This window comes from Streptomyces sp. NPDC047028, assembly GCF_040644095.1.
GTDB lineage: Bacteria > Actinomycetota > Actinomycetes > Streptomycetales > Streptomycetaceae > Streptomyces.
On sequence record NZ_JBEYVS010000020.1, the window covers coordinates 50,623 to 71,594 of the forward strand.

General features: G+C 71.1%; 28 protein-coding genes. 14 read left to right on the top strand and 14 right to left on the bottom strand.

Going from position 1 to position 20,972, the window contains the following annotated elements; translation table 11 throughout:
* The first annotated feature begins 100 nt into the window (after positions 1 to 100).
* From ABZ854_RS19235 to ABZ854_RS19295, 13 genes are all read left to right on the top strand, one after another.
* Positions 101 to 457, top strand: coding sequence for a hypothetical protein (locus ABZ854_RS19235; RefSeq protein WP_361212031.1), 357 nt, complete (start codon positions 101 to 103; stop codon positions 455 to 457).
* Positions 458 to 459: 2 nt separating this feature from the next.
* Positions 460 to 1,815 (top strand): FtsK/SpoIIIE domain-containing protein, encoded by a 1,356-nt coding sequence (locus ABZ854_RS19240; protein ID WP_361212034.1) that lies wholly within the window; start codon positions 460 to 462, stop codon positions 1,813 to 1,815.
* Between the two features lie 82 nt (positions 1,816 to 1,897).
* On the top strand, positions 1,898 to 2,065 hold the full coding sequence (locus tag ABZ854_RS19245; protein ID WP_361212037.1) for a hypothetical protein: 168 nt from the start codon (positions 1,898 to 1,900) through the stop codon (positions 2,063 to 2,065).
* The gene (locus tag ABZ854_RS19250; RefSeq protein ID WP_361212040.1) at positions 2,065 to 2,766 is read left to right on the top strand and encodes a DUF2637 domain-containing protein; all 702 of its coding nucleotides are present in this window, start codon (positions 2,065 to 2,067) and stop codon (positions 2,764 to 2,766) included. Before ABZ854_RS19245 ends, ABZ854_RS19250 begins: the two co-directional genes overlap by 1 nt.
* A 20-nt stretch (positions 2,767 to 2,786) precedes the next feature.
* A complete protein-coding gene (locus tag ABZ854_RS19255) occupies positions 2,787 to 2,981 on the top strand; it encodes a hypothetical protein (protein ID WP_361212042.1) in 195 nt (64 codons plus the stop codon).
* Position 2,982: 1 nt separating this feature from the next.
* Positions 2,983 to 3,174, top strand: coding sequence for a mobile element transfer protein (locus ABZ854_RS19260; protein WP_361212045.1), 192 nt, complete (start codon positions 2,983 to 2,985; stop codon positions 3,172 to 3,174).
* A gap of 11 nt (positions 3,175 to 3,185) precedes the next feature.
* A complete protein-coding gene (locus tag ABZ854_RS19265) occupies positions 3,186 to 3,341 on the top strand; it encodes a hypothetical protein (RefSeq protein ID WP_361212047.1) in 156 nt (51 codons plus the stop codon).
* Positions 3,342 to 3,365: 24 nt separating this feature from the next.
* Positions 3,366 to 3,671, top strand: coding sequence for a SpdD-like protein (locus ABZ854_RS19270; protein WP_361212050.1), 306 nt, complete (start codon positions 3,366 to 3,368; stop codon positions 3,669 to 3,671).
* Between the two features lie 94 nt (positions 3,672 to 3,765).
* Positions 3,766 to 4,317, top strand: a complete 552-nt coding sequence (locus ABZ854_RS19275) for a GGDEF domain-containing protein (protein WP_361212053.1) — start codon at positions 3,766 to 3,768, stop codon at positions 4,315 to 4,317.
* An 85-nt stretch (positions 4,318 to 4,402) separates the two neighbouring features.
* The gene (locus ABZ854_RS19280; protein ID WP_361212056.1) at positions 4,403 to 4,588 is read left to right on the top strand and encodes a hypothetical protein; all 186 of its coding nucleotides are present in this window, start codon (positions 4,403 to 4,405) and stop codon (positions 4,586 to 4,588) included.
* Entirely contained in the window at positions 4,581 to 5,957 is a 1,377-nt protein-coding gene (gene repSA, locus ABZ854_RS19285; protein ID WP_361212058.1) for a replication initiator protein RepSA, read from the top strand. The genes ABZ854_RS19280 and repSA overlap by 8 nt, the downstream gene beginning before the upstream one ends.
* A gap of 2 nt (positions 5,958 to 5,959) precedes the next feature.
* The gene (locus tag ABZ854_RS19290; protein WP_361212061.1) at positions 5,960 to 6,157 is read left to right on the top strand and encodes a helix-turn-helix domain-containing protein; all 198 of its coding nucleotides are present in this window, start codon (positions 5,960 to 5,962) and stop codon (positions 6,155 to 6,157) included.
* On the top strand, positions 6,157 to 7,419 hold the full coding sequence (locus tag ABZ854_RS19295; RefSeq protein WP_361212064.1) for a site-specific integrase: 1,263 nt from the start codon (positions 6,157 to 6,159) through the stop codon (positions 7,417 to 7,419). The genes ABZ854_RS19290 and ABZ854_RS19295 overlap by 1 nt, the downstream gene beginning before the upstream one ends.
* 152 nt (positions 7,420 to 7,571) lie before the next feature.
* On the opposite strand, the gene ABZ854_RS19300 is transcribed toward ABZ854_RS19295, so the two are convergent.
* The 6 genes from ABZ854_RS19300 to rpsB all read right to left on the bottom strand — a co-directional run bounded on the left by ABZ854_RS19300 (position 7,572) and on the right by rpsB (position 13,294).
* The gene (locus tag ABZ854_RS19300; protein WP_361212067.1) at positions 7,572 to 8,360 is read right to left on the bottom strand and encodes a VOC family protein; all 789 of its coding nucleotides are present in this window, start codon (positions 8,358 to 8,360) and stop codon (positions 7,572 to 7,574) included.
* Between the two features lie 115 nt (positions 8,361 to 8,475).
* Positions 8,476 to 9,657 carry a phosphatidate cytidylyltransferase gene (locus ABZ854_RS19305; protein WP_361212069.1) on the bottom strand — a complete coding sequence of 394 codons (1,182 nt, stop codon included), beginning with the start codon at positions 9,655 to 9,657 and terminating at the stop codon, positions 8,476 to 8,478.
* On the bottom strand, positions 9,657 to 10,214 hold the full coding sequence (frr, locus tag ABZ854_RS19310) for a ribosome recycling factor (protein ID WP_361212072.1): 558 nt from the start codon (positions 10,212 to 10,214) through the stop codon (positions 9,657 to 9,659). The genes ABZ854_RS19305 and frr overlap by 1 nt, the downstream gene beginning before the upstream one ends.
* Positions 10,215 to 10,398: 184 nt before the next feature.
* Positions 10,399 to 11,157: a UMP kinase gene (gene pyrH, locus ABZ854_RS19315; RefSeq protein WP_361212075.1), complete on the bottom strand. Its 759-nt coding sequence runs from the start codon at positions 11,155 to 11,157 to the stop codon at positions 10,399 to 10,401.
* A gap of 204 nt (positions 11,158 to 11,361) precedes the next feature.
* The gene (gene tsf / locus ABZ854_RS19320) at positions 11,362 to 12,198 is read right to left on the bottom strand and encodes a translation elongation factor Ts (protein WP_361212077.1); all 837 of its coding nucleotides are present in this window, start codon (positions 12,196 to 12,198) and stop codon (positions 11,362 to 11,364) included.
* A gap of 178 nt (positions 12,199 to 12,376) precedes the next feature.
* Positions 12,377 to 13,294, bottom strand: coding sequence for a 30S ribosomal protein S2 (gene rpsB, locus ABZ854_RS19325; RefSeq protein WP_361212080.1), 918 nt, complete (start codon positions 13,292 to 13,294; stop codon positions 12,377 to 12,379).
* A 275-nt stretch (positions 13,295 to 13,569) separates the two neighbouring features.
* On the opposite strand from rpsB, the gene ABZ854_RS19330 reads away from it, so the two are divergent.
* The gene (locus tag ABZ854_RS19330) at positions 13,570 to 14,187 is read left to right on the top strand and encodes a M23 family metallopeptidase (RefSeq protein WP_361212083.1); all 618 of its coding nucleotides are present in this window, start codon (positions 13,570 to 13,572) and stop codon (positions 14,185 to 14,187) included.
* Between the two features lie 25 nt (positions 14,188 to 14,212).
* On the opposite strand, the gene ABZ854_RS19335 is transcribed toward ABZ854_RS19330, so the two are convergent.
* The 8 genes from ABZ854_RS19335 to lepB form a co-directional block, all read right to left on the bottom strand.
* Complete coding sequence (locus ABZ854_RS19335; protein ID WP_361212254.1) at positions 14,213 to 14,767, bottom strand: helix-turn-helix domain-containing protein; 555 nt, start codon at positions 14,765 to 14,767, stop codon at positions 14,213 to 14,215.
* A 73-nt stretch (positions 14,768 to 14,840) separates the two neighbouring features.
* Positions 14,841 to 15,683: an RNA polymerase sigma factor WhiG gene (whiG, locus tag ABZ854_RS19340; RefSeq protein ID WP_361212086.1), complete on the bottom strand. Its 843-nt coding sequence runs from the start codon at positions 15,681 to 15,683 to the stop codon at positions 14,841 to 14,843.
* A gap of 322 nt (positions 15,684 to 16,005) precedes the next feature.
* A complete protein-coding gene (dprA, locus tag ABZ854_RS19345; protein ID WP_361212089.1) occupies positions 16,006 to 17,169 on the bottom strand; it encodes a DNA-processing protein DprA in 1,164 nt (387 codons plus the stop codon).
* Positions 17,166 to 18,791, bottom strand: coding sequence for a YifB family Mg chelatase-like AAA ATPase (locus ABZ854_RS19350; protein WP_361212092.1), 1,626 nt, complete (start codon positions 18,789 to 18,791; stop codon positions 17,166 to 17,168). Before ABZ854_RS19350 ends, dprA begins: the two co-directional genes overlap by 4 nt.
* Entirely contained in the window at positions 18,791 to 19,156 is a 366-nt protein-coding gene (locus ABZ854_RS19355; RefSeq protein WP_361212095.1) for a YraN family protein, read from the bottom strand. The genes ABZ854_RS19350 and ABZ854_RS19355 overlap by 1 nt, the downstream gene beginning before the upstream one ends.
* Positions 19,157 to 19,261: 105 nt before the next feature.
* Complete coding sequence (locus tag ABZ854_RS19360; RefSeq protein WP_003965949.1) at positions 19,262 to 19,570, bottom strand: DUF2469 domain-containing protein; 309 nt, start codon at positions 19,568 to 19,570, stop codon at positions 19,262 to 19,264.
* Between the two features lie 56 nt (positions 19,571 to 19,626).
* Positions 19,627 to 20,163, bottom strand: coding sequence for an NUDIX hydrolase (locus tag ABZ854_RS19365; RefSeq protein WP_361212098.1), 537 nt, complete (start codon positions 20,161 to 20,163; stop codon positions 19,627 to 19,629).
* The gene (lepB, locus tag ABZ854_RS19370) at positions 20,153 to 20,935 is read right to left on the bottom strand and encodes a signal peptidase I (protein WP_361212101.1); all 783 of its coding nucleotides are present in this window, start codon (positions 20,933 to 20,935) and stop codon (positions 20,153 to 20,155) included. Before lepB ends, ABZ854_RS19365 begins: the two co-directional genes overlap by 11 nt.
* Between the last annotated feature and the right edge of the window lie 37 nt (positions 20,936 to 20,972).

Here is a 20,972-nt window from a genome sequence, read left to right on the forward strand (position 1 = left end):
GTCGAGCAACTCACTTGACACACCAAGTAGTACAGGTGCAATCTCGAATACAGATGACGTACTAAGTACGTCAGGCAGATCGACTCATAGGAGCGCACTCATGCGTCAGATTCCCGTCGACACCTCCGCTGCCACCGTGATGGTGGCCAAGAACCCGCAGCCGAAGGTCAAGGACCGTCGTACCGGTGAGATCGCCATGGACGCCGAGACCGGCGCGCAGCTGATGACGGTGGACGTGATGTTCGCGGCGAATGACGAGGTGGAGATCCTTTCCATCACCGTGCCGGAGCCGGGTATCTCCGGTGAGCTGGGGATGGGCACGCCGGTCGCGCTGACCGGGCTGATCGCCCGGCCGTGGGAGAACGAGTTCAACGGGCAGAAGCGGCACGGGATCGCCTTCCGCGCGGTCGCGGTCACGTCGCTGGTCGAGGCTGCCGCGAAGTCCAAGGCGGCCTGATCATGACCGGGTTCACGGTCGCTGTGGTGCTGGTCGTCGCCGCTGCGGGTGTCCTGCGGTGGCGGCGTCCCGCCTGGTACTGGCTGACCTTCGGTGTCGCCCTCGCGAGCCTGCGGGTCCTGGTCCGCTACGCCTCCGTCATGGACGCCTGCGGCCTCACGGTCCCGCCCTCGCGGTGGCGTCTGGCGCTGTCACGGGCCACGAACCGGCCCGTGCCGGCACCCCGTCCGCCGCGCATCCTGCGGCTGCGGCCCACCCGGACCGGCCTGGTCCTCCGGCTGGGTCTGCGCCCCGGTCAGGACGCTTTCGATGTGGCCGCCGCCTCGGACCGGCTGCGGCACTCGTTCTCCATGTACGGCGTCACCTCGCGTGAGGTGCGCTCGGGTGTCGTGGAAGTACGGATGACCGGGTACGACGTCCTCAAGCGGGTGCACATGCCCGCCAAGGTCGACTCCCGCCCGATGCGGGTTCCGGTCGCCCTGCGGGAGGACGGCTCGGTCCACTACCGCGACTACCGGGCGATACCTCACGCTCTCACCCTCGGCGCGACCGAGTCCGGCAAGTCCGTCTACCAGCGCAACCTGGTCGCCGGGCTCGCCCCGATGGACCTCGCCCTCGTCGGTATCGACTGCAAGCAAGGTGTTGAGCTGTTCCCGCTGGCCCGCCGGTTCTCCGCGCTGGCTGACAACCCGGACACTGCTGCCGAACTCCTCGATGCCCTCGTGGCCCGGATGGAGGGCGTCTATCAGCTCATCCGGGCTGAACAGCGGATCACCGCTGCCGTGCCGGACGCGGAGATCGCCGCCGACATCTGGGACCTGCCCGACCACCTGCGACCGGTGCCGGTCGTGGTCCTGGTCGATGAGGTGGCGGAGCTGGCGCTGTTCGCGAGCAAGGAGGAGGAGAAGCGGCGGGACCGCATCATCACCGCGCTGGTCCGCCTCGCCCAGCTCGGCCGGGCCGCCGGCATCTATCTGGAGATCTGCGGGCAGCGCTTCGGCTCCGAACTCGGCAAGGGCATCACGATGCTCCGGGCCCAGCTCACCGGCCGTACCGCGCACCGCGTCAATGACGAGACCTCGGCGAACATGGCCTTCGGGGACATCTCCCCGGACGCCGTCCTGGCCGCCATCCAGATCCCGGCCGAGATGCGCGGGATCGCCATCGCCGGTGACTCGACCGGCGGCTGGCACCGCATCCGTGCCCCGCACACCTCGCTGCGCCAAGCCGTGAACACCTGCAACCGGTACGCCGACCACACCCCGGACCTGCCCGAACTGGCACCGTTCCGGCCTGTGCTGTCCGGCCCCGCTTCGGCCCCGGTGCCGCTGTCCAAGACAGCCACCGCCACCGCCTGACCCCCTTCCGCTCCACGGTCGGCGTGACCGCCTTCGCGCCACGTCCCTACCCCCGCCATGCCTCATGAAGGGAGAGCACGCCATGTGCCCCGACTGCGAGGACTTCGCCCGCACCGTGCTCCTGCTGGGCCAACTCGCCCTGTACGCCGACACGAACGGCGCTGACCTCGACTTCGTGGAGGCCGTCAGCTCGTCCCTGGCCGTCTCGCTGCCCGAGCCGCCGCCCGGCTACCCCGGCCAGGAGGTCTGATGGCCCGCTCCGCCCTGCGCGTGGACGCGGTCCTGGTCCAGGCCGTCATCGCCGGAGCCCTGTCCTTCGCCCACCTCCACGACCTCGCCGCCGCTGCCGGACAGGACGGCTGGAAAGCCTGGGCCTACCCGGTCAGCGTCGACCTGCTCCTGGTCGCCGCCTGGCGACGCCTCCGCTCCGAGGGGCCGTCCCGGCTGGCCTGGTGCTGGTTCCTCGTCGCCCTGGTCGCCTCGCTCGGCGCGAACATCGCCACCGCCGGATTCCTCGACCTCGCCGACCCGCCCGGCCTGCTCCGCCTCGGCATCGCCGGATGGCCCGCCCTCGCCTTCCTCGGCGGCACCCTCCTCGCCCACACCGCCCACCCCACCGAACCCGCCCCGCCGGCACCCGCTCGCCCGGCCCCGGAAGCTCCCTCGACCCCGGCCCCCGTCGAACCGGAGCCGGTGACCGAGCCCGAGCCGGAGCCGGAGCCGGAAGCAGAATCCGCACCCGCCCCGGCGGCAGACGTGCCCGCCATTCCCGCGGCCCTTCCCGCCCCGCTCTCAGCGCCATACGTCCCGGCGGTGCTGGTCGACCACGCCCGCAAGGTCGCCGACGAGTACCGCACCCGGACCGGCTCACCCATCGACCCCGACACCCTCCGCACCCGCCTCGGCGTCCCGCCCCACCTCGCCGACGCCATCGCCGCACAACTCGCCTGAACCGCAAGGGAGGCAGACCGATGACCCGTGACCCCGCCGACCTGACCGCCGCCGACCACCTCGACGCCGCCCGCGAGATGACCGCCGCCAACCGGCCCTACCTCGCCCACCTGCTCGCCGAGGAAGCCGCACGGCGCACGCCCGACCCGGCCGCCGCCGCCGGCATCCGGGCCAGTTTCCCCGACCCGACCACGAACCGAGAGGAGACCGACTGACATGCCCGCCCGCGACCACTTCCACTCCGTGATGAGCATCGGCCCCGTGCAGATCGGCACCCACCGCGACCGCAACGGACGCACCAAGCACGCCGCCGTGTGCACCGCCGACGACTGTGGCTGGTCCGCCGACTTCTCCAGCGCCTCAGCCGCCCAGCTCGCCGCCCGCACCCACCGCTGCAAGGTCCGCTAGGAGACACCCGCATGGACGTCCCGCTCTGGTTCGCCCTGCTCGTCGTCGGCTACCTCGGCGTCAAGCTGATCCGCCCGCCCGCCTGGCTCATCGCCGTACTCCTGCTCGGCGGCTTCCTCCTCGCCGACAGCGTCCTTGCCCCCGCGATCAACAGCCTCATCAAGTAGCCAGTCCCCGAAGGGAGTACGCCCATGCTCCGCCCGAAGATCCCGACCATGCCGACACCGACCGGCCGCGTCACCCCGCCCGCCGCTGTCCAGCCGACCGTGATCGTCCCGGCCGCACAGAACCCGCCGCCGCCCGCCCCGACACCGTCCCGGCCCACCATCCAGCTCACCCCCGGCACCGCGCTCGCCCTCGTCGGCGGCGGCACCGCCGTGGTCCTGGTCGTCGGAGCCGTCCTCGTCTCCATGCTCCTGGCCGTCGCCATCACCGGGGCCTCCGTCGCCGTCTGCGCCCTGGTCGTCCGCTCGCTCTCCTCCCAGCACCGCCGCTGAACGGTCGACCGGGGCGACGCACAAGCCGCCAAGCACGCCGCCGCCACCGGGCACACCGATCCGCCAACCCAACCGCCTTCGCAAGGGAGAACCCATGGACCCGCAGCTCGCCGCGAGCCTCGCGCCGTTACTCGGCTGGGCCGTGCACGGCGGCATCCTCACCCGCCGCCTCGCCACCGCCCGCCGCGACCCGCTCACCGGCTTGCACACCCGCGCCGGATGGACCGCCCGCGCCGAACACACCATCCGCCGGCACCCCACCGCCGCCGTCCTCCTGGTCGACCTCGACCACTTCAAGACCCTCAACGACACCCACGGCCACGCCGCCGGAGACGCCGCCCTCATCGCAACCGCCGACCGGCTGAGCACCTGGTGCGGACACAACGGCACCCCCGGACGCCTCGGCGGAGACGAGTTCGTCGCCATCATCGAGGACCTGGCCGCCGCCGACCTCGACGCGCTCACCACCGCACTTCACCAGCCGCTGCCCTACAACGGCGCATCGCTGCCCCTGGCCGCCTCCATCGGCGTCTGCCCCATCACCGAGCTGCCGGTCCCCGCCCTGACCGATGCCCTCGCCGCCGCCGATGCGGCCATGTACGCGGCCAAGGGCCGTGGCCGCCGCAGCTCCCGCACCGCTCGCTGACCGGCCACCGGGTGGCGCACAAGCCGCCAAGCACGCCGCCACCCGGGGCCGTTCCTTCCAACCGCAATCGAAAGGAACCCCCATCATGGCCCAGCACACCCCTCCCTCACCCCGCATCTGCCCGGCCTGCGACGGCTTCGCCTCCGCCGCCGTCACCCTCGGCGGCCGAGACACCCGCAGCCACCTGCGCACCATCACCGCGCACTGCCCGGCCTGCAACGGCCTGGGCACCGTTCCCGCCCGCCGCGTCCGGGAGGGTGCCCGTGCCTGACACGCTGCTCGACCCGACCACCCTCGGCGACCTGCTGAGGGTGGCTTCGGCCGACGACTACGCCCGCTGGGAAGACCAGATCCGCCGTACCGGCGGCTGCGCCGACCCCATCCACCTGACCGGCTGGGTCCTCCACAAGGACAAGACCACCGGCGAAACCCTGCACCACTACTCCACCGAGGATGAGCCGGGCGGACGCCTCCGCATCGCCTGCGGCAACCGCCGCGCTTCCCGCTGCCCGTCCTGCGCCTGGACGTACGCGGGCGACACCTACCACCTGATCCGCGCGGGCCTGGCCGGAGACGACCGGCGCGACATCCCCGCCACTGTCCGCGACCACCCCCGCGTCTTCGCCACCCTCACCGCGCCCTCGTTCGGCCCGGTCCACAACCGGCCCGACCATGGGGCCTGCCGCTGCGGCACCGGCCACGCCCCAGACGCTACGGAACTGGGCACCGCCCTCGACCCGGGGACGTACGACTACGCGGGAGCCGTCCTCTTCAACAACCACGCCGGGGAGCTCTGGGTGCGGTTCGCGAACCGGCTCCGTCGCGAGATCGCTGCCCGTGCCGGACTGACTCAGCGCGAATTGAAGAACGTCTGTCGGATCTCTTACGGCAAGGTCGCCGAATTCCAAAAGCGCGGCGCCGTCCACTTCCACGCCGTGATCCGCCTCGACGGACCCGACGGGCCTGGCACGCCGCCAGCATCCTGGGCCACGACTGACCTGCTAGCGGACGCAATCCGCGCGGCTGCCGTGCACACGTACAGCCGTGTGAGCATCCCGGCCGCCGAAGACCAGCCCGCCCGTACTTTCCAGTGGGGCCGACAGCTCGACATCCGCCCCGTGAAGGCATTCGGCGACGGCTCGGAGATCACCGAACAGGCCGTTGCCTCCTACGTGGCCAAGTACGCCACCAAGGCCGCCGAGAACACCGGCACCCTTGACCGCCGCATCGGTGAGCTGTCCGAACTCGACCGGCACAGCGTCCCCGACCACGCCCGTCGCCTCATCACCGCATGCCGTGACCTCGACCCGCTCTACCCGGACCGCCGCCTCTGGGCCTGGGCCCACATGCTCGGCTTCCGCGGCCACTTCTCCTCCAAGTCCCGCCGCTACTCCACCACTCTCGGTGCCCTCCGCCAGGAACGCGCCGATTACCGGGCCGCCCAGGAAGCCGCCGTTCTCGGTGTGGAGGACCGCGAGCCGGACACCGTCCTCGTCCTGGCTGACTGGCAGTACGCCGGACACGGCCACACGCCGGGTGAATCAGCCCTCGCCGTCACCATCGCCCGGGATCTCCAACTCAACCGCGAGACCGCCCGCGAAGCGCTACGCGACCAACTCAACGACGAAAGGGAGTGCTGACCATGGCCTCAGAGTTGCCGAACCGGTTCCTGACCCCTGAGGACCTGGTCGAGATGTTCGAACTCCCCAGCGTCGAGACGGTCTACCAGTGGCGCCGCAGGCACACCGGTCCCCGCGGCTTCCGCGTCGGCCGGCACCTCCGCTTCGACCCCACCGACGTGCGGGCCTGGGTGGACACCCAGCTCGGGGAGGCCGCCTGATGGCTGGACACGTGCAAGATCGCTGGTACCGGACCGAGACCGGCCCGGATGGCAAGCCTCACAAGGTCAAATCCGAGCGCCACGGTTCCGGCCTCCGTTACCGGGCCCGGTACATCGGCCCCGACGGCACCGAGAAGTCCAAGAGCTTCCCGGACCGTCAGAAGCGCCTCGCGGAGCAGTGGCTGACCGACATTGCGTCGGACATGTCGCGCGGCCAGTACATCGACCCGCGAGCAGCTCGGATCACCTTCAAGGGTTATGCCGAGAAGTGGCTCAAGACACACGGCATTGACCCGGCCAGTCTGGTTGTGGTCGAGCAGCGGTTGCGTCTGCACGCGTTCCGGCTGATCGGCTCTCGGCCGCTGGACTCGTTCCGCCCGGAGCACATCCGCGGTCTGGTGAGCGCCCTGGAGAATGACCCGGCCGTGAGCGGCGGCTATGCGCGGAACATCTACGGCGACGTGCGGGCCGTGCTCAGTGCTGCGGTAGACGACGGGCTGTTGCCTCGAAATCCGTGCTCCGCGAAGTCCGTCCGGCCGCCGGCCACCGAGCAACGCCGTGTTGTGCCGTGGCTGCCTGCCCAGGTTCAAGCGGTCCGTGCCGCACTCCCCCAGCGTTACCAGCCCATGGTGGACGTGGGCGCCGGATGCGGGCTCCGCCAGGGCGAGATCGTGGGGCTGGCTGAGGATGCGCTCGACTTCGACGGCGGCATCATTCGAGTGGTCCGGCAGGTGAAGCTGATCCGGGGCAAGGCCGTTTTCGCTCCTCCAAAGTGCAACAAGGAGCGGGACGTACCGTTGCCGCCGTCGGTGGCTGAGGCTCTGCGGGCCCACGTGGACGCCTTCAAGCCGGTCGAGATCACGTTGCCCTGGCGGAAGCCGGACGGCCCGAAGGTGTCGGCCCGTCTCCTGTTCACGAACACCGCAAGCGGCCTCGTCTGGCGCAGCAACTTCAACATCCAAGAGTGGAAGCCCGCTCTCGCGGCTGCTGGCTTGATCGCGGAAGCCGGGACGGACGGCAAGTACCAGTCCGCTCGTGAGCACGGCATGCACGCGCTGAGGCACTTCTACGCCTCGGTGCTGCTGGACGCTGGCGAGAGCATCAAGGCCGTGAGTGAGTACCTGGGGCACTCCGACCCGGGGCTGACGCTGCGGGTGTATGCGCACCTCATGCCGTCGAGCCAGGCACGTACGAGGAAGGCCGTGGATCGGGTGCTTCTCCCGGCCCCGCGCGAGCCTGACGGCCCAGAGACGGCCCAGTAGCCCGAACAAGGCCCCCTATCCGCGCCAAACGCGCTGGTAGGGGGCTTATTGCTGCCCGGCTACTGCCAGTTCTCCGGGCTTCGGCATAACTCATCCAGTGTCGCAGATCCACTCGGGTGAACCTGCGGCCCGGAGTCGGGGCGGGGGGGAGCTCAGGTCATGGCGCTCTTGATCACGGCGAAGGGGGCTCCGGACGGGTCGAGGAACATGGCGAAGCGGCCGATGCCCTCCGCGCTGGTGGCCGGGATGATGACCGTGGCGCCGGCTTCGGCGGCTCGGGCGGTGGTGGCGTCGCAGTCGCTCACCTCGAAGTACGGGTGCCACTCCGGTGTCGATCCGGCGTCGAGGTTCTCCTGCGGGAGCTGCATCAGGCCGCCGTGGGCGGCCTCCGCGCCGGCGCCGGCCGGGGTGAGGACCGTGTAGGTCAGCTCGGGGCTCATCGGCATGTCGGTCATCTGCCAGGAGAAGACGGAGCCGTAGAACGCCTTCACCGCGGCGGCGTCGGTGGTGTAAAGCTCCGCCCAGGAGAGGCTGCCCGGGACGCCGACGGACTCCAGGCCCCCGGTCTCCCCGGGCTGCCACACGGAGAAGTCCGCTCCGGCGGGGTCGGTGAAGGCGGCCATCCGGCCGTAGTCGAAGACGTCCGCCGGGGGCACCCGGACGCTGCCGCCGGCCTGTTCCACGGCCTTGGCGGTGGCGTCGGCGTCCGGCGTGTGGAAGTACACCGTCCAGGACGGGCTCGCGCCCTCCTCCGTGAGGGGGCCGAGACCGGCGACCGTCCTGCCGTCCTGCCGGAAGAAGCCGTAGCCACCGGCCTCCGGACCCGCCGACTGGAACTCCCAGCCGAAGACGGCGGCGTAGAAGGCGGCCGCCGCGTCGGTGTCCGGGCTGCCGAGGTCGAGCCAGTTGGGAGCGCCCGGTACGAATGAGGTGGTCAGCATGGTGTGGTCCTCCAGCGTGCTCGCGGTGCGTACTGAAGAACGATCGCGCCGGTTCGCCGTTTCGGCATCCGGTGGGTCCCGCCGCCGGCGCGGTCCGGCCCCACGGCCGCCTGCCTCAGGCGCTTCCTACGAAGATCACCATCAGCAGCCACACCACCGGGGCCGTCGGCAGCAGGGAGTCCAGGCGGTCCATGATGCCTCCGTGGCCCGGGAGGAGGGTGCCCATGTCCTTGATGCCCAGGTCGCGCTTGATCATGGACTCGCCGAGGTCGCCGAGGGTGGCGCTGGCCGCGACCGCGAGGCCGAGGAGCAGTCCCTGCCACCAGGCGCCGTCGTCGATCAGGAACTGCATGCACAGGGCGCCCGCGACCATCGCGAACAGCACCGCGCCCAGCAGGCCCTCGCGGGTCTTGCCGGGGCTGATGCGCGGGGCGAGCTTGTGCTTGCCGAAGCGCCAGCCGACGGCGTACGCCCCGGTGTCGCTGACCACCGTCAGCAGCAGGAAGGTGAGGACGCGCCACGGGCCGTCGTCGGCGGTGAGCAGCAGCGCGACGAACGTGGCGAGGAACGGCACGTAGAACGCGGCGAAGACGCCGGCCGTGACGTCCTTCAGGTAGCCCTCGGGGGGATCGGTCATGCGCCAGACCAGCACGGCCAGCGCGGTCAGCGCCATGGCGACCCAGGCGCCCTCGGCCCCCCGCACGTACCCGGCGATCACCATCGCGGCGCCGCCGACCGCGAGCGGTACCAGCGGCGCCTTGATCGCCTTGCGCTCCTGCAGCCTGCTGGTCAGCTCCCACAGGCCCACGACGACGGCGACCGCGATCACCCCGACGAACACGGCCTTGACGACGAACAGGGAGGCGACGATCACCACACCGAGACCGACCCCGACCCCTATGGCCGCGCCCAGGTCACGGCCCGCGCTCTTCTTCTGCGGCGCTGGTGCGGGCGCCGGCCGGTGGGCGTCGGGCATGGGCTCCGGATTCTGCGTCTCGGGCGGGAGGGAACGGCTTGGCTGAAGCGACTGCGGGGGATGAGACGGGTGGAACTGCTCTTGCTGAAGGTCCCGGAACTCGTCCCGGAACAAGGGGCCGCTCAGCCGAGCGGCCCCCCGGTCGTCGTCCTGGTCTCCGCCATACGCGGGTACGTCGGGAACGATGGGCATGGGGCGAGTCTGCTGCGCCTTGGGCGCATCGTACGCGGGACCCGCCGGGGCAGCCCCCTGGACAGGCCCACGCTCGGTGGGCCCCCAGTACCCGGATGGTGGCGGCGCCCCCCAGGAAGAGTCGCTCATCAGACTTCGAGCAGCTCCGATTCCTTGTGCTTGAGGAGCTCGTCCACCTGGGCGACGTACTTGTGCGTGGTGTCGTCGAGCTCCTTCTCCGCGCGACGGCCCTCGTCCTCGCCGACGTCGCCGTCCTTGATCGCCTTGTCGAAGGCGTCCTTGGCCTTTCGGCGCACGGAGCGGATGGACACGCGCGCGTCCTCGGCCTTGCCCTTGGCGACCTTGATGTAGTCGCGGCGGCGCTCCTCGGTCAGCTCGGGGAACACCACCCGGATGATATTGCCGTCGTTGCTGGGGTTGACGCCCAGGTCGGAGTCGCGGATCGCCTGCTCGATGTTGCGCAGCGCGGTCTTGTCGAACGGGGTCACGACGGCCATGCGCGGCTCCGGCACGGAGAACGAGGCCAGCTGGTTGATCGGCGTCGGGGCACCGTAGTAGTCGGCCACGATCTTGTTGAACATCGCGGGGTGCGCCCGGCCGGTGCGGATCGCGGCGAAGTCCTCCTTGGCGACCACGACGGCCTTCTCCATCTTCTCCTCGGCCTCGAGGAGGGTCTCTTCGATCACCACTTGCTCCTGCGTGTCTTGAGTGAGGCCCGGCTGCGGTTCCTGGTCGGGGCGGCGGCCGGCTGCGTCGCGTCTTCTTCCTGCACGGTTCCGGACCGGCAGGACATTGTCCATCCCCCGGCCTGGGTGCGTCCCGTCCGTCCCCCGGACAGGTGTCGTACCTCGGGCGAAGGGGGCGTACGGGTCAGTGCCTGCCGCCCTGGTCCCCCACCAGGGTGCCGATCTTCTCACCCTTGACCGCCCGGGCGATATTGCCCTCCGCGAGCAGCTCGAAGACGAGGATCGGCAGCCGGTTGTCGCGGCACAGGGTGACGGCGGTGGCGTCGGCGACCTTGAGGTCCCGGGTGATGACCTCGCCGTAGCCGAGGGCGTCGAACTTGACGGCGTCGGGGTTGGTCTTGGGGTCGGAGTCGTAGACCCCGTCCACGCCGTTCTTGCCCATGAGCAGCGCCTCGGCGTCGATCTCCAGGGCGCGCTGGGCGGCGGTGGTGTCGGTGGAGAAGTACGGCATGCCCATACCGGCGCCGAAGATGACCACGCGGCCCTTCTCCAGGTGGCGCACGGCGCGCAGCGGGATGTACGGCTCGGCGACCTGGCCCATGGTGATGGCGGTCTGCACCCGGCTGTCGATGCCCTCCTTCTCCAGGAAGTCCTGGAGGGCGAGGCAGTTCATGACGGTGCCGAGCATGCCCATGTAGTCGGAGCGGGCGCGGTCCATGCCGCGCTGCTGGAGTTCGGCGCCGCGGAAGAAGTTGCCGCCGCCGATGACGACCGCGATCTCGGCGCCGTCGCGGACGACGGCCGCGATCTCGCGGGCGATCTTGTGTACCACGTCCGGGTCCACGCCCAGGCCCCCGCCACCGGAGAAGGCCTCTCCGGACAGCTTCAGCAGAAACCGGCCGCGTACTTTGCCGTCGTCGCTCTTCTGGGCCTTGGTGGTCATGGAGATCCCGCCTCTTTCACGTGGTGCACATACGAAGAAGGCCACTGCCGGTTGGGGTCGCTTTTCGCTCCCATGCGCGGCAATGGCCTCCTCGTCAGATCTGCTGCCGTCCGCCGCACGCCCGGGTGTGGCGGTGTGCGCGGACGACTGCTGTCGACCCTATCGAGATTTCCCGCCGGGTCGCGCGTCGATCGCGGTACGGACTCAGATGCCGACCTTGATGCGCGTGAAGCGCTTCAGGGTGACACCGGCCTCGTCCAGCACCTTCTGGACCGACTTCTTGTTGTCCAGCGCGTAGGGCTGGCCGAGCAGCGTGGCGTCCTTGAAGAAGCCGTTGACGCGACCCTCGACGATCTTGGCGATCGCGGCCTCGGGCTTGCCCTCGGCGCGGGTGGTCTCCTCGGCGATGCGGCGCTCGGACTCGACGACCTCGGCCGGCACGTCCTCCTTGGAGAGGTACTTCGGCGCGAACGCGGCGATGTGCTGGGCGATGCCCTTGGCGACCTCGGCGTCGGGCTTGTCGAACTCGACGAGGACACCGATCTGCGGGGGCAGGTCGGGCATCGTGCGGTGCATGTACGCGGTGACGTAGCCGTCGGCGTACTGGGCGAAGCGGTCCAGGACGATCTTCTCGCCGAGGTTGGCGTTGGCCTCGTCCACGAACGCCTGGACGGTCTTGCCGGCCTCGATCTCGGAGGCGAGCAGGGCCTCGAGGTCGGCCGGGGAGGTCTTGGCGACGTGCTCGGCGATGGCGGTGGCCACGGCCTGGAACTTGTCACCCTTGGCGACGAAGTCCGTCTCGCACTTCAGCTCGACCAGGACACCGGAGGAGTTGTCGCCGGCGATGATGGAGACCACGGCGCCGTTCTCGGCGGAGCGGCCCTCGCGCTTGGCGACGCCCTTCTGGCCCTTGATGCGCAGCTCCTCGACGGCCTTGTCGACGTTGCCCTCGGCCTCGTCCAGCGCCTTCTTGCAGTCCATCATGCCGGCGCCGGTCAGCTCACGGAGCTTCTTGACGTCGGCGGCGGTGTAGTTCGCCATGAGTCAGTGAGTCTTTCTGGAAGTCTTGGGAGATCTTCAGATCCGGTACGGTCCGCGCTCCGCATGGGTGGCGGAATCGCGGACCCGGTGCCGACCTACGGGTGAGCGGCGGGGGCGGACTTCACCGCGCCGGAGGCGCCGTGGATTGCGGTACCGCCCCCGCCGTCTGCACCGTCGGTCAGGCCTGCTCGCCCTCGGCGGCCGGGGCCTCGGCGGGCTTCTCGGCCTCGGCGGCGGGCGCCTCGGCGGCCGGGGCCTCAGCAGCGGCCTCGGCCGGCTTCTCGGCCTCGGCGGCGGGGGCCGCGGGGGCCTCGTCGGCCTTCTTCTCACCCTCGAGCAGGTCGCGCTCCCACTCGGCGAGCGGCTCGGCGGCGGCCTTCTCGCCCTTGTCACCGGTGGCGACGCGGGAGCGGGAGATGAGGCCCTCGGCGACCGCGTCGGCGATCACGCGGGTGAGCAGGGTGACGGAACGGATCGCGTCGTCGTTGCCCGGGATCTTGTAGTCGACCTCGTCGGGGTCACAGTTGGTGTCGAGGATCGCGACGACCGGGATGTTCAGCTTCCGGGCCTCACCAACGGCGATGTGCTCCTTCTTGGTGTCCACGATCCAGACGGCGCTGGGCACCTTCTGCATCTCGCGGATACCACCGAGGGTCTTCTCCAGCTTGGCCTTCTCGCGCGAGAGCACGAGAAGCTCCTTCTTGGTCAGACCGGACGCGGCGACGTCCTCGAAGTCGATCTGCTCGAGCTCCTTGAGGCGCTGCAGACGCTTGTAGACGGTCGAGAAGTTGGTGAGCATGCCGCCCAGCCAGCGCTGGTTGACGAAGGGCATGCCGACGCGGGTGGCCTGCTCGGCGATGGCCTCCTGCGCCTGCTTCTTCGTGCCGACGAACATGACCGTGCCGCCGTGGGCGACGGTCTCCTTGACGAACTCGTAGGCGCGGTCGATGTACGACAGCGACTGGAGCAGGTCGATGATGTAGATGCCGTTGCGCTCGGTGAAGATGAAGCGCTTCATCTTCGGGTTCCAGCGACGGGTCTGGTGACCGAAGTGGACGCCGCTCTCCAGCAGCTCCCGCATCGTGACGACGGCCATGGCCGTATCTCCTTGAATTTCTCGGTTGTGCCGCGGCAGCCGGGACGGCCGTCGCGCCTGACGCCCGCGGTGCGCCGTTGCCGCGAAGGACCGAGGGGCGCTGATACGGCTCCTTGTCAGGTGCCGTACCGGGGCGTGCGAAGTCGACCCGGTGACCCGGATCGCCAGAAGAAGTGTACGGGACCGACGGGGCCGCGGGTGACGCCGCTGTCCACAACCGTGGAGTTGTCCACAGGCCACGGCGGTGATCGACGGAATGCGGGACGGTGTCGGGCATGCGACGACTGCCCCGAATCCCCTGGACCTGCCTGTTGTTCCTTGCCGTGCTACCCGCCCTGACGGTGGCCCTGCCGCCTCCCCCGGCCCGCGCGAGCACGCCGGCGCCCTTGGTTCCCAAGACCCGGGCGGCCACGCCTGCGCCGTCGCCCCCGCCGGCCCGTGGGGCACCGGTTCCGGCCGTCGCCCGCGGCTGGCCGGTGGGAGTCCGGCCGCCGGTCCTGCGGGGCTGGGAGCCACCGGCCACGGTCTACGGCCCCGGCCACCGCGGAGTCGACCTGGCCGCGCCTCCTGGCTCCGCCGTACGAGCGGTCGCCCCCGGCCGCGTGTCCTTCGCGGGCCGGGTGGGGGGACGGGGGGTGGTGTCAGTGGCCCTCACGGGGACGGACCTGCGCACGACGTACGAGCCGGTGACCCCCTCGGTGAAGGAGGGGGACGCGGTGGGGGCGGGCGAGGTGGTCGGGACCCTGGAAGACACCGGCTCCCACTGCGGCCCTACGACATGCCTGCACTGGGGCCTCCTACGAGGCGAGACCTACCTGAACCCCCTCACCCTGCTGCCCACCTGGCTCCTGAACACCGGCCCCTCGAGACTGCTGCCGGTGTTCAGCGCGTAGCCGCGGGCATGCAGCCCGACCCCGCTCAGCCCCGTGCACCCCGCAGCGCCATGGCGACAGCGGCCTCGGTCACGACTGAGGGATCCTCCACGCCCAGCTCGATCCGCCGCACCGCCGCATCGACAACGCCCTGCACCAGCATCGCCGCCAGCCGAGGCTCCCGCTGCCCCATCTTTCCCAGCGCCGACACGATCATCGCCACCAGCCCCCCGTGCGCCCCCCGGATCTTCTCCCGCGCCCCGGCGTCCAGCTCGCTCGCGGAAATAGCGACCACGGCCCGGTGCCGCCGGTCCCCGACCAGCGCCAGTTGCCGCCGCACATACGCCTCGACCTTACCCTCGGCCGACGGCACCCGCTCCATCGCCGCCGCCACCTCCGCGGCCCACACGGGAAAGTCGACGGCGCACAGCTCCTCGACCACCGCGGCCCGGGACCGGAAGTACTCGTACACGGACGACCGCGCCAGCCCCGTCCGCTCGGCCAGCGCGGGAAACGTCAGCGCCTCCGTACCGCCCTCGGACAGCAGGGACCGAGCCGCGTCCAGCAGGGCGGCTCGCTGCATCGACCGGTGCTCGGCCACGGAGGCCGCTCGAATCCTTGGCACGTCGACCACTGTACGGACCGCCGGCCGGCGACCGCGGGCGCTGCGCCGCTCAGCGTCCGAAGCTCGCCAGCTTCGCCCGCAGTTGCAGAACCGACTTGGTGTGGATCTGGCTGACCCTGCTCTCGGTGACCCCCAGCACGTTCCCGATCTCGGCGAGTGTGAGTCCCTCGTAGTAGTAGAGGGTGACCACGGTCTTCTCCCGGTCGGGCAGCGTGTTGATCGCCCGCGCCAGGAAGCGCCGCAGTTCCCGGTCCTCGGCCACTTCCACCGGGTTGTCCGCGGCGGTGTCCTCGAGCGTGTCCATCAGGCTGAGCCGGTCCCCGCCCTCACCGCCGACGTGCAGCAGTTCCTCCAGGGCCACTACGTTCGCCAGGGACAGCTGGCTGAACACGGCGTGCAGGTCGTCGACGTCCATGCCCAGCTCGGTGGCGACCTCGCTCTCGGTCGGTGTCCGTCTCAGCCGGGCCTCCAGCGTGGCGTACGCCCGCTCGACGTTCCGTGCCTTCTGCCGCACCGATCGCGGGATCCAGTCCAGCGCCCGCAACTCGTCGATCATGGCACCGCGGATCCGGGTGATCGCGTACGTCTCGAACTTGATCTCCCGGTCGATGTCGAACTTCTCGATCGCGTCGATCAGCCCGAAGACCCCGGAGGAGACGAAGTCGGCCTGCTCGACGTTGGGCGGCAGTCCGACGCTGACCCGGCCCGCCACGTATTTGACGAGCGGCGAGTAGTGCAGGATCAGCTGCTCCCGCAGCCGGTCGTCCCCCGTCGCCTTGTACGACCGCCACAACTCGTCGAGCGTCGAGGGAGCGGGCGGCCGCACGCTGCCACCGTCGCGGGCGGCTGGGGGGATCGCCGCCCGGTCGGACCCGGAGGTGTGCTGGGGCATTCGTCGCCTTGTGCCGTTCTGCTGTGAAGTGCCGTGAAGTGCTACTGCTGCGGTGTCGTGGGGGGTGGTGGGATGAGGTGCGCTGTCTGGGTGAGCTGTCGGTCTGATGTCGAGTTGGCGCGGTCTGCGCCACGGCCTTCGTGAGCGTAGCGTGACTGAGGAGTCGCGGTGTGCGAACTGTGCGGCACCACCCTTGCGCGGACTGCCTCCACGGGCCGCGACACCGCTCTGCGCAGGTCGCTCAGCGTCACCGAGTTGAGGCATCAACTCCGGGAAAACCCAAGGGGGTCGGGGATTCCCCCGGACGGCCGAACACGCTCGGTCAGCACGGGCTGCGGCCGCGCCGGACCGAGATCACCGCCTGGCGTGTCAACTTCCAGCCGTCGCCGTGTCGTTCGACGTAGCCAAGTGCTCGGAGTTCGTACAACCTCGCGATCGCCTCGTCGCATGTCGTCCGCGCGCCCCGCGCGATCTCTTCGGCGGGGGCCGCGCGGTGTCCGGGCAGGGCGGCGAGTACCTCGCGGGCGGCGGGTTCCAGCAGGTCGCGCGGGAGGACGGGTCCGTGCCGGGCCGGGGCCAGCTCTCCCATCTCCCCGACGAGTTCGACGACGTCCGCGGCGTCGGTGACCAGGGCGGCCTCGCCGCGCAGCAGTTCGTGGACGCCGGCGGAGAGTCCGCTGGTGACCGGGCCGGGGATGCCCATCGTGATCCGTCCGAGGCGCTGGGACGCCCGCGCGGTCACCAGCGAGCCGCTGCGGCGGGCCGCCTCCACGACGACGGTGCCCCGTGTAAGCGCGGCGATCACCCGGTTGCGGAGGATGAAGCGGCTCGGGGTCGGGTGGTCGCCGGGTGGCAGTTCGCCGATGACCAGTCCCTGTTCCGCGATCCTGCCGATCAGTGCGGCGTGGCCGCGGGGGTAGGGGCGGTCGACGCCGCAGGCCAGCACGGCGACGGTGGCGCCGCCGGCCGCGAGCGCTCCGCGGTGGGCGGCGCCGTCGATGCCGTAGGCGCCGCCGGACACCACCACCCAGCCGCGCTCGGCGAGGCCCGAGGCGAGGTCGGCGGCGACGTGGGCGCCGTACTCCGTGCAGGCGCGGGCGCCCACGACGGCGACCGATCGAAGGGCCCACATCCGCAGGGAGGCGGTCCCGCGGACCCAGAGTCCGAGCGGCCGTCCGTCGCCCAGGTCGTCGAGCTGGCCCGGCCACTCGGCGTCACCCGGCCGGAGGAACCGCACCCCGGCGGCCCGCGCGACGTCCAGGTCCCGTTCCGGTTCCGCCGCGCCGGCCCGCGCCACGAGCCCGCCCCACCGCGGCCCGCTCACCCCGGGCAAGGCGTCCCGCCCCTGCCGCAACCGCCGCACCACCTCCCCCACCCCGAACTCCCGGACCCACCGCCCCCCGACCTCGTCCCCAGGCTCGATGACCCGAGCCAGAAGCACCCGCCCGAGCAGCTCGGCGTCGGGTTCGCGGGCGTCCGCGCTCACGTCAGCGCCCCGATGGCCATGGGCACACCGCGGGGCACCCCGGTACGCAGTTGCAGCGCGAGGGCGACGTCGGTGGCGTGGGGCCGGTCATGGCCGACCAGGTCGGCGACCGTCCACGCGACCCGTAGCACCCGGTCGATACCGCGGGCGGTGATCACCCCGCGTTCCAGGTTGCGTTCCGCGTCCTCCATCGCGCCGGCGGCCGCGTGGAACCGGCTGCGCAGTTCACGGCCGGGCACCTCGCTGTTGGTGCGCCACGGCGTGCCGGTCAGGCGTGCCGCCGTGCGCTGCCTGGCCTGTCCGACCCGGTCGGCCACGGTCGCGGTGGACTCACCGCGGGCGCCCGGGTCCGTGAGCTGTGCCCGGGTGACCGGGTCGACCTCGACCCGCAGGTCGACCCGGTCCAGTAGCGGCCCGGACAGCCGTGCCTGGTAGCGGCGGATGGCCGATGGCGGGCACTCGCAGAGGGAGTCCCGCTGCGAGAAGCGTCCGCACGGGCAGGGGTTGGCCGCCAGCACCATCAGGAACCGGGCCGGGAACCGCACCACGCCCGCGCTGCGCGCGATCACGACGTGGCCCGACTCCAGCGGCTGGCGCAGGGCCTCGAGGGTGCGGGTGTGGAACTCGGGGGCCTCGTCGAGGAAGAGGACACCCCGGTGGGCGAGGGACACGGCTCCGGGGCGGGCGATGCCCGGGCCGCCGCCGACCAGGGACTGCATGGTGGCCGAGTGGTGGGGAGCGCAGTAGGGGGCGATGTCGATGAGCGGCTTGCCCGGGGGCAGCAGGCCGGCCACCGAGTGCACGGCCGTGACCTCCAGCGACTCCTCACGCGTGAGCAGGGGGAGCACAGCGGGCAGGCGCTCGGCGAGCATCGTCTTCCCGGCGCCCGGAGGCCCCTCCAGGAAGAGGTGGTGCCCACCGGCGGCGGCCACTTCCACGGCCGTACGCGCCGAGGTCTGGCCCACGACATCCGCCAGGTCGTGGTCGTGGCCGTGCTGGGTGGCGCCACTGCTGTGCATGCCCGTGGCCGCGCTCGTGCCCGGCACGCGCAGGCCGGCCAGCAGCGGATCGGGGCGGCCCTCCTCGTCCGCGGGTTCGTCGGGCAGCGGCTCGTCGGTCAGTACCGCGATCAGCTGCCGCAGGCTGCGGATGCCGAGCACGGAGATCCCGGGGACCAGCGAGGCCTCGTCCGCGGCGCACTCCGGTACGACCACTTGTTCGTAGCCGGCGTCGGCCGCGGCCAGGACAGCGGGCAGGATGCCCCGGACCGGCCGCACCCTGCCATCGAGCCCCAGCTCCCCGATCATGACGATGTCGGCGAGGACCCTCGGGTCGATCCGCTCGGCGGCGCCGAGGACCGCGCAGGCGATGGCCAGATCGAAGCCCGAGCCGGCCTTGGGCACCGATGCCGGGCTGAGCCCGACGGTGAGCTTCTTCGGCGGCCACTCGCCGCCCGAGTTCACCACGGCCGCGCGGACGCGGTCCTTGCTTTCTGTCAGGCTTTTGTCCGGGAGGCCCACCAGGGTGAAGGCCGCGACGCCGGGTTCGAGGTCGGCCTGGACCTCGACGACGACGCCCTCGACGCCGACCAGGGCCACGGAGCAGGTGCGGGCGAATGCCATCAGGCCACCCCCCGCGCGTGTTCGACGGACGGGGCGCCGCGGCGGGGCAGCAGGACGCCGACCAGGTCGATGCGGACGCCGCCCGGTGGGGCGCCACCCTGGGCGTGGATCCAGCGGTGCGCCAGGGCGAGGAGCCGCTCGGCCTTCTCCGGGGTGACCGCGGCCATCGGGTGCTGGAAACCGCCGCCCCTGCGGGTCTTCACCTCGCAGACGACCAGCGTGTTCCCGTCCCGGGCCACGATGTCGATCTCACCGGTCCGTCCGCAGCGCCAGTTGCGCTCCAGGATCGTCATACCGGCCTCGGTCAGCCGCCGGGCGGCCAGCCCCTCGCCGTACTTGCCGAGTGCACTGCGTGCCTTGCTCATGTCGGCACCACCTCCGGCGCCAACCGTCACGCATCCGCCGCCCAGAAGTGGATCTTGGTGCACTACTCACGAGTTGTGGACAACCTCGTCACCCGAACGTGTGGATCAGCCGCCCGGAAGCTCCAGGTCGCTCTTGTTCAGCTCCTCGATGTTCACGTCCTTGAACGTCAGGACGCGCACCTGCTTCACGAAGCGGGCCGGCCGGTACATGTCCCAGACCCAGGCGTCGGCCATGGACACCTCGAAGAAAACCTCGCCCTGGACCGAGTGCACCTGCATCTCGTAGTCGTTGGTGAGATAGAAGCGCCGTTCGGTCTCGATCACGTATTTGAACAGACCGACGACATCTCGGTACTCCCGGTAGAGCTTCAGCTCCATCTCGGTCTCGTACTTCTCGAGGTCCTCGGCGCTCATGGCATGTTCCCCTTCAGCCGTGCGATCCCACCATTGTGCGCCAGTCCGACGGACCCTCAGACGATTTCCGTGTCGAGAGTCACGGGTCCGGCCGGGGGACCCTCGTCGAGCAGCGTGCGCAGCAGCCCGGCGAGTCTGGTCGGATACACCGTCTCATGGGTCCGGGTCAGTTCCTGACACGTCCACCAGCGCGCTCCGGAGACGCTGCGCCGCTCCAGCTCCGTCAGCGCCGCCGGCTCGGTGTCCGTCCGGGTCGTACGGGCCACGTAGTACCACTCGTCCTGGTCCCAGCGGCGGCCCGCGAACGGGAAGGAACAGGTGCGCCGCCACAGCACCGGGCCGAGTTCCACCTCGGTGATGCCGGTCTCCTCAGCGAGTTCCCGCAGCGCGGCCTCCTCGCGCGTCTCGGCGCCCTCCAGTCCGCCGCCCGGGGTGAACCACCAGTCGTCGGCCGGATCGTCCGGCTCGTGCCCGTGCAGCAGGAGGATGCGGTCCTCGGGGTCGAGCAGGACCACCCGGGCCACCTTGCGCAGCCCGTCCTCGCAGGCCCCGTCGTACGACTCCTCGCCCGCCCCCGTGGGCTCAGCGGGCACCGGCGGCCTCCGTGCGGGCGCGGGTGCGGGAGCGGGCCATGCGGTTCGCGATCGGGCCGTAGGCGCCGCCCACGAGGACCAGGACCGCCCCGGCGACGATCATCACCTCGATGGTGCGCAGCGGGCCAGGCTGGGACAGGGTGCCCAGGGCCTCGAAGCCGGTTGGGCGCTTGAGCATGCCCTTCATCGGCCAGATGACCGCGTCCACGCGGGCGGTGACGGCGTCGCGGGACACGGTGCCCTTGGCGGCGTCGGTGAGGTGGGCGGTGGAGTCCAGGGAGCCCTGGCGTTCGTCACCGAGCAGGAAGAGACGGCCCTCGGGGACCTTGATCTCCGGGATCTTCTTGGTCTCGGCCAGGCTGCCCTTGGGCAGATACGGTTCCTCGATCTGCTTGCCGTTGACGGTGAGCTTGCCGTCCGTGCAGCAGGAGACGGTGTCGCCGCCGACCGCGACCACGCGCTTGACCACGTCCGAGCCGGTGACCCAGTCGCTGTCCCGGAAGACGACCACGTCACCACGCCGGATGTCGGAGCCGTCGACGCGCTGGGCGAGGACGCGGTCGCCGACGCCGATGGTCGGGGTCATGGAACTGGTGGGCACGGTGTACGGCCGGTAGGCGAAGGCGGCCCAGCCGAAGCCGCCCAGGAACAGGACCAGGCCCAGGGCCACGGCCACTCCGGACAGCCGCTGCCCCGTCCGGCTGCCGCCGGGCCGTGCCGTGCCTGTGCCCGCGCCGTGCGGTGCCGTACGTGTTGTGCTCTCGCCACCCATGGGCGGCACCCTACCCGGCGGTACCGTGCCCGCCCAG

What these genes read in the sequence shown, in the direction of transcription:
- ABZ854_RS19260 (WP_361212045.1), top strand. Translation starts at nt 2,983, where the DNA reads ATGCCCGCCCGCGACCACTTCCACTCCGTGATGAGCATCGGCCCCGTG.
- tsf (WP_361212077.1), bottom strand. Translation starts at nt 12,198, where the DNA reads ATGGCGAACTACACCGCCGCCGACGTCAAGAAGCTCCGTGAGCTGACC.
- ABZ854_RS19305 (WP_361212069.1), bottom strand. Translation starts at nt 9,657, where the DNA reads ATGAGCGACTCTTCCTGGGGGGCGCCGCCACCATCCGGGTACTGGGGG.
- rpsB (WP_361212080.1), bottom strand. Translation starts at nt 13,294, where the DNA reads ATGGCCGTCGTCACGATGCGGGAGCTGCTGGAGAGCGGCGTCCACTTC.
- ABZ854_RS19355 (WP_361212095.1), bottom strand. Translation starts at nt 19,156, where the DNA reads ATGAGCAAGGCACGCAGTGCACTCGGCAAGTACGGCGAGGGGCTGGCC.
- ABZ854_RS19330 (WP_361212083.1), top strand. Translation starts at nt 13,570, where the DNA reads ATGCGACGACTGCCCCGAATCCCCTGGACCTGCCTGTTGTTCCTTGCC.
- ABZ854_RS19300 (WP_361212067.1), bottom strand. Translation starts at nt 8,360, where the DNA reads ATGCTGACCACCTCATTCGTACCGGGCGCTCCCAACTGGCTCGACCTC.
- ABZ854_RS19255 (WP_361212042.1), top strand. Translation starts at nt 2,787, where the DNA reads ATGACCCGTGACCCCGCCGACCTGACCGCCGCCGACCACCTCGACGCC.
- ABZ854_RS19295 (WP_361212064.1), top strand. Translation starts at nt 6,157, where the DNA reads ATGGCTGGACACGTGCAAGATCGCTGGTACCGGACCGAGACCGGCCCG.
- whiG (WP_361212086.1), bottom strand. Translation starts at nt 15,683, where the DNA reads ATGCCCCAGCACACCTCCGGGTCCGACCGGGCGGCGATCCCCCCAGCC.
- ABZ854_RS19235 (WP_361212031.1), top strand. Translation starts at nt 101, where the DNA reads ATGCGTCAGATTCCCGTCGACACCTCCGCTGCCACCGTGATGGTGGCC.
- ABZ854_RS19250 (WP_361212040.1), top strand. Translation starts at nt 2,065, where the DNA reads ATGGCCCGCTCCGCCCTGCGCGTGGACGCGGTCCTGGTCCAGGCCGTC.
- ABZ854_RS19360 (WP_003965949.1), bottom strand. Translation starts at nt 19,570, where the DNA reads ATGAGCGCCGAGGACCTCGAGAAGTACGAGACCGAGATGGAGCTGAAG.
- ABZ854_RS19265 (WP_361212047.1), top strand. Translation starts at nt 3,186, where the DNA reads ATGGACGTCCCGCTCTGGTTCGCCCTGCTCGTCGTCGGCTACCTCGGC.
- ABZ854_RS19280 (WP_361212056.1), top strand. Translation starts at nt 4,403, where the DNA reads ATGGCCCAGCACACCCCTCCCTCACCCCGCATCTGCCCGGCCTGCGAC.
- ABZ854_RS19240 (WP_361212034.1), top strand. Translation starts at nt 460, where the DNA reads ATGACCGGGTTCACGGTCGCTGTGGTGCTGGTCGTCGCCGCTGCGGGT.
- ABZ854_RS19245 (WP_361212037.1), top strand. Translation starts at nt 1,898, where the DNA reads ATGTGCCCCGACTGCGAGGACTTCGCCCGCACCGTGCTCCTGCTGGGC.
- lepB (WP_361212101.1), bottom strand. Translation starts at nt 20,935, where the DNA reads ATGGGTGGCGAGAGCACAACACGTACGGCACCGCACGGCGCGGGCACA.
- ABZ854_RS19350 (WP_361212092.1), bottom strand. Translation starts at nt 18,791, where the DNA reads ATGGCATTCGCCCGCACCTGCTCCGTGGCCCTGGTCGGCGTCGAGGGC.
- pyrH (WP_361212075.1), bottom strand. Translation starts at nt 11,157, where the DNA reads ATGACCACCAAGGCCCAGAAGAGCGACGACGGCAAAGTACGCGGCCGG.
- ABZ854_RS19270 (WP_361212050.1), top strand. Translation starts at nt 3,366, where the DNA reads ATGCTCCGCCCGAAGATCCCGACCATGCCGACACCGACCGGCCGCGTC.
- ABZ854_RS19275 (WP_361212053.1), top strand. Translation starts at nt 3,766, where the DNA reads ATGGACCCGCAGCTCGCCGCGAGCCTCGCGCCGTTACTCGGCTGGGCC.
- ABZ854_RS19290 (WP_361212061.1), top strand. Translation starts at nt 5,960, where the DNA reads ATGGCCTCAGAGTTGCCGAACCGGTTCCTGACCCCTGAGGACCTGGTC.